Source organism: Frigoribacterium sp. Leaf44 (assembly GCF_001421865.1).
GTDB lineage: Bacteria > Actinomycetota > Actinomycetes > Actinomycetales > Microbacteriaceae > Frigoribacterium.
In genome coordinates, this window is record NZ_LMLG01000006.1 from 474,889 (window position 1) to 487,043 (window position 12,155).

Here is a 12,155-nt window from a genome sequence, read left to right on the forward strand (position 1 = left end):
GGGGCGCCGGGTGGCACGCCGGGCTGGGTGCTTGGGCGGAGGCTGAGCGGGTCAGCGGGCTCGGGCGGTGGCCGAGCGGGCCGGGCGGGGTGGCCGAGCGGAGCGGCCGGGCAGCGTGCGCGACTCCGTCGTCAGGCGCGAGCGGCCCGGGCACGATGCGCCCGCACCTTGGCGCGGTTGCCGCACCGCTGCATCGAGCACCAGCGACGGCTGCCCGCGCGCGACTCGTCGAAGAAGACGAGCCCGCACGCCTCGTTCGTGCAGCGACGGAGGCGCGAGTCCGGTCCGCCTCCGAAGCCGACGGTCGTGAACAGGGTCACGGCGTCGCGCGCGACCGACGCCATCGCCTGCCCGAGCCGCAGGCGCCCCGCACCGGCCTGGCGTCGGCCGCCCTCGAGGGACGGCGGGACGTCGGGCAGGGCGGCGAACAAGTTGAGCGTGTCGACGTCGTCGGGGTCCGTCGACGTGGCATCGGCCGCGGCCACCGCGAGCCGCGCGATCGCGTCGCGCAGGCCCCGCGCGTCGGCGAGTTCGCGGTCGCCCGCCGAGCCCGCGATGCCGTCGAAGCGTTCGCCGATCCAGTCGTCGAGGTCGGCGGGAAGCAGGAGGCCGTCCCACGGGGTCGACCCGTCGGCGGGCAGGTCGAGGCCCGACTCCGGGCCGAAGCGCGATCCGGCACGGAACCCGCCGAGGTACGCGAAGTCGAGGCTGAGCGCGCCCGAGTCGAAGAACCACCGGGTGTCGGTGTCGGATCTGAGCCACTGTCCGGTCTGCACCTGACCACCCTAACCGGTTACGCGCCTCCTCGGCTTTCCTGCACCCTCGCCGAGGAGAAGGGGCGGCCGAGGCCCGGGGAGGCGCGGCGTCAGACCTCGCGCTTCGTCCAGGTGATCAGGTGCGCCGGGTCGTACCGCCGCGAGCACCGCCCGCAGGCGAGCGGCCGGGCCGGCTGCCGGTAGCGGTAGTGCTCGTGCCCGGCGGGGCAGACCCCGACCCACGGGGCGAGCTCGCTGGCGATGGCTCCGTCGTGCAGGCGTGAGCCGACGTAGCCCAGGTCGGTCGCGACGGCCTTCCACCGGGGACCGTGGCCGGCGCGCGAGCCGGCGAGGGCATGGGCGACCTCGTGCAGCAGCACCTGGTGGATCTCGTCGTCGTCGTAGCGACCGGCGAGGTGTCGCGAGACCGTGATGCGCTTCGTCGTGTAGTTGCACAGGCCCGCGCGGGTCTTCGCGTTGTCGAAGCCGAAGGTCCACACGGTGGGGTCGAGGTGCAGGTCGATGAGCGCGGCGGCCCAGCGCCGCACCCGGTCGAGGTCGGCCACGTCGAGGTCAGGAGGCGCGGGTCAGCGACGCGGGAACGGCCAGGTGGTCGGCTCGTCGTCGCGCGGCAGGCCGTCGACGACCCCGGTCACGCCGGTGCCGCCGGTGCGGGGTCGGTCGCCGGTACGGCCCTCGTCGGCGCCGCGACGCTCGGTGTCGCCCCGACGCTCGGCGTCGAACTCGTCGGAGTCCCGGTCGCGGTGACCCGCGGCACGCTCGGCGAGGTGGCTGATCTTGCCCCAGAGTCCGCCGTCGCGCGGCGCGGCAGGAGCGGTCGCGGCGACCTTCTCGGCCCGGGCGGCGGCGGCGTCGGCCACGGGCGACGCGGCGGCCTCGTCGGGCATCGACTCGGGATCGAAGCTGATGGCGGCGGTGCGCGCGGCGTCCATGGGCTGACGGACCGGCACCGCGCCTCCGTCGTCGTCGGAGGCCGGGGCCTCGGTGCTCTGCGACGACTCGGGGGCGGAAGCAGGAGCAGGAGCAGGAGCAGACGCGGGCGCGGGTGACCCGCCGTAGAGTGCGGCGATGCCGTCGAACCGGGGCACCTGGGTCCGGGCCGGAGCCGGGGCCGGGGCCGCGGCCGCGGCCGACGGCGCCGACGTCAGGGGCTGGACCGGCACCGGGTTCGTGTCGCCCACGGCCGGGGCCTCGATCCGTGGCTGCGGGCCCGTGTCGCTGAGGTAGGCGCGCATGACGCCCTCGATCGCGACGCGCAACCCGTTCGTGCGGTCTCGCGGAGCACCGGACGCCTCGTACGCCTCGAGTGCCTTGGCCAGGGTCTCGCGAGCCTCTTCGTTACGGCCGAGGTCGTAGAGCGTGTAGCCCTCGAGCTCGGCGGCGGCGGCCTCGAGCTCGCGCCACTCCTCGGTCGCGGCGGTGATGCGGCTGGTGTGCAGGTCGTTCAGGGCGCGGTCGAGCTTGCCCTGCTCGCGGAAGATGTGGGCGCGACGGATGCGGGCGGCCGTCGAGTCGGCTCTGTCGCCGGTGAAGTGGGCCAGGCGGAAGGCCTCTTCGGCGATGGCGAGGGCCTCGTCGAGTCGGCCGAGCAGGCGCAACAGGTCGGCGCGCTCACCGAGGGCGGCCGTGCTGCGGCTCTGGCCCAGGGCGGCGAGGCGGGCCTCGGCGGCGGGCACGTCGACGGCCGTGCGCAGGCTGACGGGGTCGAATCCGCCGGCGCCGCCGATGCCGCGCACGACGGGTGCGGCGAGCCCCGGCGGCACGGTCTGGGGGCGGGCGCTGCCGGGTGCTGTCGTGTCGGGTCGGTCGTGCTGGCTCATCGAGTACGAGGGTAACCGCCCGGCCCCCGAACAGGCCGCGCGGCGCGCAGCGTGTGAGCGAGTGTCGCGGGCCGGTGTGCGGAACCCGGCCCGCGCCTCCTGACGTCGCGTGCGGAACGCGACCCGCGCCTCCTCGCCCGGTGTGCCGAACCCGACCGGCGCCTCCTCCTGTCGCGTGCACATCCCGACAAGTGGCCGCTTCCCGCCACGCGATCGTGCTGGTCGGTCGGCGTGTCGCCCTCCGATTGTCGCGATTTGCACGGGAGGAGCGCAGGGGCAGAGGCAGGACGGCGGAGGGCCAGGAGGCGCGGGGCGACCCGCGGGTCAGGGGACGGGGGTGAGCGGGACGCTGACGATGCGGTCGTCGCCGGCGCTCGGCGTGCCCCGCCCGTCGGTGTTGTTCGTCACGAGCCAGAGGGTGCCGTCGGGACCGGGGAGGACGTCGCGGATGCGGCCGAGCGAGCTGTCTCCGGCGAAGAGCTCGGTCGGCACGGCCTCGGAACCGGGCGCCACCTGGATCTCGAACAGCTTCTCGCCGCCGAGCCCGGCCAGGTACAGCGTCGTGCCGACTGCCGTGAGGCCGCTCGGGCTGGCGTCGTCGGTGGACCACTGCAGCACCGGGTCCGAGAAGCCGGCGTCCTCGCCGCGTCCCTCGACCTCGGGCCAGCCGTAGTTCGCCCCGGGCTCGAGGGCGTTGAGCTCGTCGTAGGTGTTCTGCCCGAACTCGGCTGCCCAGGCCGCGCCCGTGGCGTCCCAGGCGATGCCCTGCGGGTTGCGATGACCGAGCGAGTAGACGAGCGACCCCGGCGTCGGGTTGTCGTCGGGCACGCCGCCGATCGCGGTCGCGCGCAGCACCTTGCCGCCGAGCGAACCGGGGTCCTGCGCGTTCGGCCGCTGGTTCGCGTCGCCCGTCGTCACGTACAGCATCCCGTCCGGGCCGAACGCGATGCGGCCGCCGTCGTGGTTGCTCGCCTTCGGGATGCCGGTGATGACCGCCTCCTGCTCGCCCAGGCCGTACGAGCCGACCTCACCCGTGATCGGCGCGCGCACCACCCGGTTGTCGTCGGCGGTCGTGGCGTAGGCGTAGAGGTACGACGGGGATCCCGCGAGCACGGCCAGGCCGAGCAGTCCGCCCTCGCCCTCGTGGACGACCCCGTCGATGGTGCCGGCCTCGCGCGTGCTGCCGTCGGCGAGGAGTTCGAGCACGGTGCCGGTGTCGCGCAGGCTGACGAACGACGACCCGGTGTCGAGTCGCACGACCGACCAGGGGGCCGCGAGGTCGGTGGCGACGTCGGTCGGCACGGCGTCGGCCGCGACGGTGACGGCGGTCGCGTCGGTGGTCGGCGCGACCGGGCCGGGCCCCGGGGCGGCCGTCGGGTCGGTCGGGGTCTCGGACGCCGGGCGGGTGGCGGCCTGACCGCCCGAGCCCGGGGCGTCGGCCCCGGCGGTGCAGCCGACGAGCAGGACGGCGGTGACGGCCGCCATCGTGCCGACGGCGAGCCGGTGCCGTGTGGTGCGGGGTGTCGTGATCATGATCGCGCCTCCTGGGGTCCAGGCAAGCCGACGACCGTGACGTCCGCACCGGTCGTCACCACACCGTGACCGCCTTCGCAGCCGGTGTCCAGCCGAGCGCGAACCGGGCCCCGCCGCGAGCCGGGCCGGTGCCCGGCCGCGAGGCAGGGCTACGCGCGCGGGTTCAGCTCGGCGCGCAGCGGCCAGTCCTGGCCCTCGAGGATCAGCTGGGCACCCGCGCCGGTGCGCACGTTGACCACGATCGGCGCGAGCAGGTTGACCGTCATGCCGGTCGACGCGGGCGTCGCGACGACGAGCAGCAGGGCCTCGGCGGCGTCCTGCAGGTCGAGGGTGGCGGACTGGTCGTCCGACACGACGGGCGAGTAGTCGGGCAGGTGCACCGATGCGTCGAGCACGAACAGCCGCACCTCGGACCCGCTCGCCCGCAGGGCGAAGAGTCCGGGGGCACCGTCGATGCGCTCGAGCGAGAAGTCGGTCAACGGCTCGAGACCGAACGGAGGCGCGACGAACGTCACGACGGAGCCCGCGACCTCGCGGGCGGCGTTCGCGCTCATCGGAGGAAGTCCATCAGCGTGGGCTGCAGCACCTTGGCGGTGACCGCGAGGGCCGCCTGGTACGACGTGTTCTGCATCTGCAGGTCGAGCACGGCCTCGCCGAGATCGAGGTCCATGATGCCGGCGCGCTGCGCCTCCAGCGTGGTCTTGGTGTCCAAGAGGGTGTCCTCGGCTCTCAGGATCTGGGACTGTCGTGCCCCGATGTCGGACTGTACGCCGCGGACGGCCGTCAGCCGGGCGTCGACCTCGGTGAGCCGCGTCCCGACGTTGACGCCGGCCCGCAGGTCGCTGCTGATGCGGTCGAGCATGCTGAAGACCGAGTCGGCGCCGGTGCCGAAGGCGGTGGCCCCGTCGGCGTCGACGCGCACGCTGGTCTCGACACCGATCTGGCGGGTGACCGACGAGCCCGGGGTGCCGGTGTAGCTGAAGTCGGGGCGGAAGGCGACGCCCGCGTCCGACGTGCCGGCGAAGACGCTGCGACCGTTGTACGAGGTGTTCGCCACGGCGAGCAGGTCGGCCTTGAGGCCGTCGATCTCGGTTGCGATGGCGTCGAGTGCGGGTTGTGACAACGCGCCGGTGTTGGCGCCCTGCACGGTGAGGTCGCGCACCTTCTTGAGCACGTCGTCGGTGGACGACAGGGCCGAGTCGGCCAGCGAGAGCCACCCGTTGCCGTCGCCGACGTTGCGGGAGAACTGCACGTTCGCCGCCTGCTCGGCCTTGACCCGCAGCGCATCCGCCGTGCCGGCCGGGTCGTCCGACGGCTTCGAGATCTTGTCGAGGGTCGACGCGCGCTGCTGGGCCTGGTCGACCCGGTACGAGCTGGTCTGCAGGTTGCGCTGCGCGGTGAGCATCGCCATCTGGTTCGTGGTGCGGGTGATCATCGGTTACCTCCCGACCCGTCCCATGCCGTTGATCAACGTGTCGAGCATCTCGTCGATCGCGGTCATGACCCGGGCCGCGCCCTGGTAGGCGTGCTGATAGGTGAGCAGGTTGACGTTCTCCTCGTCGAGGCTGACCCCGGCGGTCGAGAGCTGGCGACCCTTGGCGGACGTCGCCGCGAGGTCGGTGAGGGTCGAACGATCGGCCTCGGTGCGGGCCGTCACCCCGATCGTGCTGACGATCGAGCCCCAGGTGCGGTCGGGCGAACCGACCGACAGGCCGATCTGGCCGACGGCCCGGGCGACCGAGCCGTCGAGGGCCCCGCCCGTGCCGTTGCCCGAGGCGATGGTCGAGGCGCCGGTCGGCAGCACGGTGAGGCCGCGGGCGGCGGACACCCCGGCGGTGAACCCGAAGAAGGCGTGACCCGTGGTGCCGTCGGCCGTCGTCCCGGTGGAGTGCACCGCGTTGACCTGGGCGGCGAGCTGGGTCGCGAGGGCGTCGTAGCTCGCGGCGGCCTCGGCGAGCACGCCGCCGGTGCCGCCGGGAGCGGCCGGGGCCAGCACCGACAGCGAGCCGGCGATGCTGCCGCCGTCGAGCGAGATGGGGTCGCCGGCGCGGTGGGTCCATTCGAGCGAGACCCCCGAGGAGGCGGTGGCCAGGGTGTAGTCACCGGTCACCTTCACCTGCCGGGCCGAGTCGCCCGACACCAGGGCGTTGCCGCCGACCAGGACGTCGACCGTGCCGTCCGCGTTGTCTCGCACCGTGCCTCCGGCGAGGGTCGCGATCTTCTCGGTCAGCGCCGAGCGCGCGTCCACCAGTTCGTTGGTGCTGACGCCCTGTTGGGTCGCGGTGCGGATGCGCACGTTGAGGTCGGCGACCTGGGTCGCGGCCGAGTTGAGCTGCGAGGCGAGGCCGTCGAGCTGCTGACGCTGCGAGGTCCACTGGTCGTCGACGGCCTTGTAGCCGGTCGAGAGGGTCTGGGCGATCGTGTTCGCCTGGCCGAGCAGCACGGCGGCGGGGGCGGCGGCGGACGGGTCGTTCGAGACGTCCTGCCAGGCCGACCAGAACTTCGTCAGCTGCGAGGCGATGCCGGTGGTGCTCGGCTCGTTCAGGGAGGACTCGAGGGCGGCCGTGACCGAGGCGCGGACGCCCTGGTAGCCGGCGGCCCCGGCGGCGCCGCGCACCTGCGCGTCGGCGAACCGATCGCCGATGCGGGCGATGCCGTCGACCGACACGCCCTGTCCCGGCTGGGCGCCGCTCGAGAACAGGCCCACGCGGGCCGCGGCCTCGATCGAGGACTGGGTGACCCGTTGGCGCGTGTAGCCCTCGGTGTTGACGTTGGCGATGTTCTGGCCGACCACGTCGAGCCCGGTCCGGGCCGCGGTCAGCCCGCGGTAGGCCGTGGCCAGGCTGCCGAACGTGCTCACCACGTCAGAGCCGCCCGTCGAACAGGTGACCGCCGGAGGCGCTGGCCGAGTTCGCGTGACCGGTCTGGCCGGTCGCGTCGTACGTCGCGGTCGCGGGGCCGGTCGACGCGGTGGCCAACGTCTCCTGCGTGGCGCGGGCGGCGGCCCGGAGGAAGCGTTCGTTCTCGTCGCGCAGCTGGGCGATGCGGCCGGTCAGCTCGGTCATGGCACGCAGGTGGGCGGTGAAGATCTCGCCCCACGGGCCGGCCGGGGCCGCGGCGATGATCTCGCGCAGCGGGGCCTCCTCGTCGGTGCCCCACTCGCGGGCGACGGCCGACACCTCGACACTGCGCTCGAGCCCCGCCGAGCGGAGGCGACCGAGCACCTGCTCGACCTCACGCGTGGCGTGGTCGATCCAGCGGCTGCGGCCCGCGGTGAGCAGCAGTTGCTCCTCCTCGAGCTTGAAGGTCAGCAGCTCGAGCAGCTCGCGCTCTCGCCAGAGCAGCGCGGAGAGTTCGTTAGCGCCCATGGGGGCCTCCTCGGTCGGTCGCATCGGGGTGTCGGGTTCGTCGGTCGTCGGCGAGGAGTGCCCGGCGTCCTCTGCACCGGTGACTATCGGCGGAGGCGCGGAGCACGTTAGTCAGCGGCCCCGAACCGTGCTCCTAGCCTTAAAGCACCACTCGAAGGAAGGGCCGTTCCGACCCAGTCCGGGGGTGGGGGCACGGGGTGTGTCCCCCGAAGGGATGACGACCGTTCCCCCGCACTGGGGGCAGTTCCGGACTGCCGCCGCCCCCCTCTTGCTCGGTAGCGTTGCAGAGCAGCGACGGACCCCCGACGGGTCGGTCGCGCAGCACCATCCGCGGTCCGGACGACGTCTCGTCCGGTGCGCCGCGCCTCCTCGGCGAACCCTGTCGACGTGCCCTGATCAGAGGGCCGTTCGTCGCGCCCGGAGTCACCGTCACCGGACCACACAGGTCCCCTTCGCACTGGGAGTCGCGATGAACCGCACCGAACGCAACGCCATGGTGGTGGAGAACCTGCCGTTGGTCGGTTACCTCGTCTCGGAGGTGTGCGCCCGCGCCACCCACCTGTCGCGTGACGACCTCGCCTCGGTCGGTGCCGTCGCCCTCGTCCAGGCCGCCGACGCCTTCGACCCCACGCTCGGCATCCCGTTCGGCGCCTACGCCCGCACCCGCATCGTCGGCGCGTTCGCCGACGACATGCGCTCGGGCGACTGGGCCAGCCGTGGCACCCGCAAGCGCATCAAGGAGACCCTCGCCGTCCAGGAGGCGCTCACCGCGACCCTGGGACGCGCCCCGAGCGTCGACGAGATCGCCGGTGCCCTCGGCGTCGACCGCCAGACGGCGGCCGGTGCCCTGACCGACGCGGCCCGCACGGTCTCGGCCCTCGACGACACCGTCGCCGACCACCTCGCCGCCGACCTGCCGCTGCCCGAGGAGAACCTGCTCGTGTCGGAGCGCAGCCGCTACGTCGCCGCCGCCGTCGAGGCCCTGCCCGAGCGCATGCGCCTGATCGTCGAAGGGGTCTACTTCGGCGACCGCACGGTCACCGAGATCGCCGACGAGCTCGGCATCACCCACAGCGCCGTCTCGCAGCAGCGCACCGAGGCGGTCCGCCTGCTGCGCGACGCCCTCGAGTCGCACTACGCCGACGACCCCGACGCCGAGTTCACGCCGGTCTCGAAGACCGCGCCGGCCCGACGCAGCGCGTACCTGTCGCGCGTCGCGACGAACGCCGCCGTCGGCATCGCCCGCGCCATGCGCGAGCCCGACGCGGCCGTCGTCAGCACGGCGGTCTGAGATCGCCCGAAAAAACTTCTGCGGCTGACTTACAGCCGCGGTCGACCGGCCGACAGTAGCCGGTGTCAGCCCACGGATGGGCCGACGAACACCACCCAGTCACGGAGGAGAACACCATGGGTATGCAGATCAACACCAACCTCGCGGCCAACAACACGTACCGCAACCTGAACGCCACGCAGAACGACCTGTCGAAGAGCCTCGAGAAGCTCTCGTCCGGCCTCCGCATCAACCGTGCCGCTGACGACGCGGCCGGCCTCGCGATCTCCGAGGGCCTGCGCTCGCAGGTCGGCGGACTGACCGTCGCCGCACGCAACGCCCAGGACGGCATCTCTGTCGTCCAGACCGCTGAAGGTGCGCTGACCGAGGTGCACTCGATCCTCCAGCGCGTCCGCGACCTCGCCGTCCAGGCCGGTAACGACTCGAACAACGCCGACGCCCGCAAGGCCATCGGTACGGAGGTCTCGGCCCTGTCGAAGGAGCTCACGCGCCTCGGCAGCTCGACGAACTTCAACGGCATCAACCTGCTCGACACGACGGACAAGACGCTGACCTTCCAGGTCGGTGCTGGCTCCGCCAAGGCCAACGACCAGATCGACGTGAAGCTCACCAACGTCGTGACTGTCGGAACGGCCATCGGGGCCATCGCTGACGCCGTCAGCGACCCTGCGACGCCTGCCGCTGGCCTTGGTTCGGCGGCCGATGCTCTGCTCGCCATCAAGAGCATCGACGAGCAGATCAAGAACGTCTCGTCGGCTCGTTCCGAGCTGGGTGCCGTCCAGAACCGCTTCGAGCACTCCATCGCGTCGACCAACGTCGCGAAGGAGAACCTCACGGCGGCTCAGTCGCGCATCCGCGACGTGGACATGGCCGAAGAGATGGTCAAGTACACGCGCTCCAACGTGCTCAGCCAGGCCGGCACCGCGATGCTGGCCCAGGCGAACCAGAGCACCCAGGGCGTGCTGTCGCTCCTCCGCTAGTCGTAGCCGAGGAGGGTCCCGTGCTCCCAGCTCGGGCCTGACCCACCACCTCACCGCGGTTCGAGACCGGGTGGCCTCGACGGTGCAGCTGATCCTGCACCGTCGGGCCACCCGGTCTCAGCACTTCCCCCCCCCCACTTCGATCTGCCCCACGGTCCGACCCCGGACACCCCACCTCGACAGGAGCACCAGATGGCCTCGCTCGGCATCGACGGACTCGTCAGCGGGCTCGACACGACGACGTTGATCAACACGTTGATGCAGTCCGAGGCCGTGCCCCAGACCATCCTGAAGAACAAGGCCACGGCAGGCCAGACGCTCGTCACGGCCCTGCAGGGGCTCAACACCCGGATCGCCGACCTGGCGACCCTCGCGACCTCGACCGCCAAGGCCGGCTCGCTCTCGCTCTTCACCCCCACCAGCAGCTCGACGGCCGTCACGGCCACCACCGCGGCCGGGGCCGTCTCCGGCTCGGTCGACCTCGTGGTCGGCTCGACCGCCTCGTCGAAGACCGCCGTGACCGCGGCGATGACCACCTGGCCCGACTCGCCCGCCACCCTGACCTTCGTCTCCGCCGCGGGCACGAAGACCGAGGTGACCGCCGCCTCCTCGTCCCTCGACGACGTCGTGACGGCGATCAACGCCTCCGCCGCCGGCGTCTCGGCCGTCAAGGTCGCCTCGGGCAAGGACGCCTCGGGTGCCGTGCAGTACCGCCTGCAGCTGTCGAGCCAGAAGAGCGGCGCCGAGGGCGGTTTCGACGTCTTCCGCGGCACCGCCGCCGACGTGGCCGCCGGTACCGCCCCCGACCTGATCGCCCAGCCCGGCGCCGCCGTGATCTCGCAGGCGCGCGACGCCTCGATCACCCTCTGGGCGGGGACGGCGGCCGAGCAGGTCGTCACGAGCAGCAGCAACACGTTCACCGACGTGATCCCCGGTGTCTCGGTCACCGTCTCGGCCACGACGACCGAGCCGGTGCACCTGGCGATCGCCCGCGACGCGACGGCCGCGACGAAGGTCGCGACCGACCTGATCGCGGGTGTCAACGGGGCCTTGAGTCTGATCAGCAGCAGGAGTGCCGCGACGACGTCGACCAGCTCCACGGGGACGACGACGGTCACCGCCGGCGTCTTCGGCGGCAACTCGACGACCCGTGGCATCACGCAGCGACTGACCGACGCCGTTCTCAGCCCGGTCGACGGGCAGTCGCCGAGCACCATCGGGATCTCGATCGACGCGAAGACCGGCCAGTTCGCCGTCGACGCCACGAAGTTCGCCGCCGCGCTCGCCGCCGATCCCGCCAAGGTGCAGGCCACCATGAGTGCCATCGCCGCACGGGTCGCTTCGACGTCGACCGCCGTGTCGGACAAGTTCGACGGTTCCTTGACGAAGGTCATCACCGGGCAGCAGTCGGTCGTGAAGGACCTCAACAACCGCGTCAGCGACTGGGACGACCGTCTCTCCGCTCGCCGCGCGAGCCTGCAGAAGACCTACTCGGCCCTCGAGACCTCGCTCAGCGCCCTGACCGCGCAGCAGAAGTACATCTCGAGCCAGCTCGCCACCCTGTCGACGAGCAGCAGCTGATGGACGCCACCTCGTTCGCCGCCTTCGCCGCGGCCTCGGCCGGCCCCTCCGCCGTCGTGCAGAAGCAGCGCGCCCAGTACACGAGCGACGCCGTGCTGTCGGCGACGCCCGTGCAGCTCGTCACGATGCTCTACGACCGCCTCATGCTCGACCTGTCGCGTGCCGAGGCCGCCCAGGTCGCCGCGAACTGGGGCACCGCCTCCGAGCAGTTGCTGCACGCCCAGGCGATCATCGCCGAGCTGTCGTCGTCGCTCAAGATCGACGTCTGGGACGGCGGCGAGGGCCTGCTCGCGCTGTACACCTACACGTCGACCGCCCTGGTCAACGCCAACGTGCACCGTGACGTCGCGCAGACCCGCGAGGTCATCGGGCTGCTCGAACCGCTGCGCCAGGCCTGGCACGAGGCCGCGGCCTCGCTGCAGGCGGGCGCCGCCTCGACCGTCCCGGGCCTGTCCGGAGGCTTCGGTGTCGCCTAGGACCGAGCGGACGCACGCCGCCTGGCGCGCCGCCCTCGACGAGCTGGAGGCGCTGGTCGCCGAGGCGGACGCCTCGCTTCCCGCAGGCGACGGCGACCCCACCGCCCTGCCCACTCCGGCCCGTCGATGGACGCCGCCCGTGGGGCTGGGGCCGTTGCCACGGGAGTTGGCGACCCGCGCCTCCTCGTTGGCGGAGCGCCAGCGCGGCGTGCTCGCCCGCCTCGAGGCGGCGCGGGTCGCCGTGCTGCAGCACCTCGGCGCCGTCCGCACCGTCGAGGCGTCACACGAGCCCTCGCGCCCGGTCTACCTCGACGCCACCGGCTGACCCGG

The 12,155-nt window shown here is 72.8% G+C and carries 13 protein-coding genes; 5 read left to right on the forward strand and 8 right to left on the reverse strand.

All coding sequences use genetic code 11. The features are described from left to right. Positions 1 to 131: 131 nt before the first annotated feature. The 8 genes from ASE87_RS10750 to ASE87_RS10785 all read right to left on the reverse strand — a co-directional run bounded on the left by ASE87_RS10750 (position 132) and on the right by ASE87_RS10785 (position 7,497). Positions 132 to 776, reverse strand: coding sequence for a CGNR zinc finger domain-containing protein (locus ASE87_RS10750; RefSeq protein ID WP_043595891.1), 645 nt, complete (start codon positions 774 to 776; stop codon positions 132 to 134). A gap of 89 nt (positions 777 to 865) precedes the next feature. Beyond that, the gene (locus tag ASE87_RS10755; protein WP_043595889.1) at positions 866 to 1,321 is read right to left on the reverse strand and encodes a SprT-like domain-containing protein; all 456 of its coding nucleotides are present in this window, start codon (positions 1,319 to 1,321) and stop codon (positions 866 to 868) included. Between the two features lie 21 nt (positions 1,322 to 1,342). Next, complete coding sequence (locus ASE87_RS10760; protein WP_056228420.1) at positions 1,343 to 2,596, reverse strand: hypothetical protein; 1,254 nt, start codon at positions 2,594 to 2,596, stop codon at positions 1,343 to 1,345. A gap of 324 nt (positions 2,597 to 2,920) precedes the next feature. After that, positions 2,921 to 4,129 (reverse strand): sorbosone dehydrogenase family protein, encoded by a 1,209-nt coding sequence (locus ASE87_RS10765; RefSeq protein ID WP_056228423.1) that lies wholly within the window; start codon positions 4,127 to 4,129, stop codon positions 2,921 to 2,923. A 149-nt stretch (positions 4,130 to 4,278) separates the two neighbouring features. Next, positions 4,279 to 4,683, reverse strand: a complete 405-nt coding sequence (locus ASE87_RS10770; RefSeq protein WP_043594811.1) for a flagellar assembly protein FliW — start codon at positions 4,681 to 4,683, stop codon at positions 4,279 to 4,281. Then, on the reverse strand, positions 4,680 to 5,564 hold the full coding sequence (gene flgL, locus ASE87_RS10775; RefSeq protein ID WP_056228425.1) for a flagellar hook-associated protein FlgL: 885 nt from the start codon (positions 5,562 to 5,564) through the stop codon (positions 4,680 to 4,682). Before flgL ends, ASE87_RS10770 begins: the two co-directional genes overlap by 4 nt. A gap of 3 nt (positions 5,565 to 5,567) precedes the next feature. Next, positions 5,568 to 6,992: a flagellar hook-associated protein FlgK gene (gene flgK / locus ASE87_RS10780; protein WP_369814007.1), complete on the reverse strand. Its 1,425-nt coding sequence runs from the start codon at positions 6,990 to 6,992 to the stop codon at positions 5,568 to 5,570. A gap of 1 nt (position 6,993) precedes the next feature. Next, complete coding sequence (locus ASE87_RS10785; protein WP_043594815.1) at positions 6,994 to 7,497, reverse strand: flagellar protein FlgN; 504 nt, start codon at positions 7,495 to 7,497, stop codon at positions 6,994 to 6,996. Between the two features lie 469 nt (positions 7,498 to 7,966). Between ASE87_RS10785 and ASE87_RS10790 the strand changes: the two genes are divergently transcribed. The 5 genes from ASE87_RS10790 (at position 7,967) to ASE87_RS10810 (ending at position 12,150) form a co-directional block, all read left to right on the forward strand. After that, on the forward strand, positions 7,967 to 8,788 hold the full coding sequence (locus ASE87_RS10790; RefSeq protein ID WP_143048661.1) for a sigma-70 family RNA polymerase sigma factor: 822 nt from the start codon (positions 7,967 to 7,969) through the stop codon (positions 8,786 to 8,788). Positions 8,789 to 8,904: 116 nt separating this feature from the next. Beyond that, positions 8,905 to 9,768, forward strand: coding sequence for a flagellin (locus ASE87_RS10795; protein WP_056228428.1), 864 nt, complete (start codon positions 8,905 to 8,907; stop codon positions 9,766 to 9,768). 192 nt (positions 9,769 to 9,960) lie between these two features. Next, the gene (gene fliD, locus ASE87_RS10800) at positions 9,961 to 11,349 is read left to right on the forward strand and encodes a flagellar filament capping protein FliD (protein WP_056228431.1); all 1,389 of its coding nucleotides are present in this window, start codon (positions 9,961 to 9,963) and stop codon (positions 11,347 to 11,349) included. Beyond that, positions 11,349 to 11,825, forward strand: coding sequence for a flagellar export chaperone FliS (fliS, locus tag ASE87_RS10805; RefSeq protein ID WP_082059937.1), 477 nt, complete (start codon positions 11,349 to 11,351; stop codon positions 11,823 to 11,825). Before fliD ends, fliS begins: the two co-directional genes overlap by 1 nt. Further along, positions 11,815 to 12,150, forward strand: coding sequence for a hypothetical protein (locus tag ASE87_RS10810; RefSeq protein WP_056228434.1), 336 nt, complete (start codon positions 11,815 to 11,817; stop codon positions 12,148 to 12,150). Before fliS ends, ASE87_RS10810 begins: the two co-directional genes overlap by 11 nt. Positions 12,151 to 12,155 lie beyond the last annotated feature (5 nt).

What these genes read in the sequence shown, in the direction of transcription:
- ASE87_RS10760 (WP_056228420.1), bottom strand. Translation starts at nt 2,596, where the DNA reads ATGAGCCAGCACGACCGACCCGACACGACAGCACCCGGCAGCGCCCGC.
- ASE87_RS10765 (WP_056228423.1), bottom strand. Translation starts at nt 4,129, where the DNA reads ATGATCACGACACCCCGCACCACACGGCACCGGCTCGCCGTCGGCACG.
- ASE87_RS10770 (WP_043594811.1), bottom strand. Translation starts at nt 4,683, where the DNA reads ATGAGCGCGAACGCCGCCCGCGAGGTCGCGGGCTCCGTCGTGACGTTC.
- flgL (WP_056228425.1), bottom strand. Translation starts at nt 5,564, where the DNA reads ATGATCACCCGCACCACGAACCAGATGGCGATGCTCACCGCGCAGCGC.
- ASE87_RS10785 (WP_043594815.1), bottom strand. Translation starts at nt 7,497, where the DNA reads ATGGGCGCTAACGAACTCTCCGCGCTGCTCTGGCGAGAGCGCGAGCTG.
- ASE87_RS10790 (WP_143048661.1), top strand. Translation starts at nt 7,967, where the DNA reads ATGAACCGCACCGAACGCAACGCCATGGTGGTGGAGAACCTGCCGTTG.
- ASE87_RS10795 (WP_056228428.1), top strand. Translation starts at nt 8,905, where the DNA reads ATGGGTATGCAGATCAACACCAACCTCGCGGCCAACAACACGTACCGC.
- fliD (WP_056228431.1), top strand. Translation starts at nt 9,961, where the DNA reads ATGGCCTCGCTCGGCATCGACGGACTCGTCAGCGGGCTCGACACGACG.
- fliS (WP_082059937.1), top strand. Translation starts at nt 11,349, where the DNA reads ATGGACGCCACCTCGTTCGCCGCCTTCGCCGCGGCCTCGGCCGGCCCC.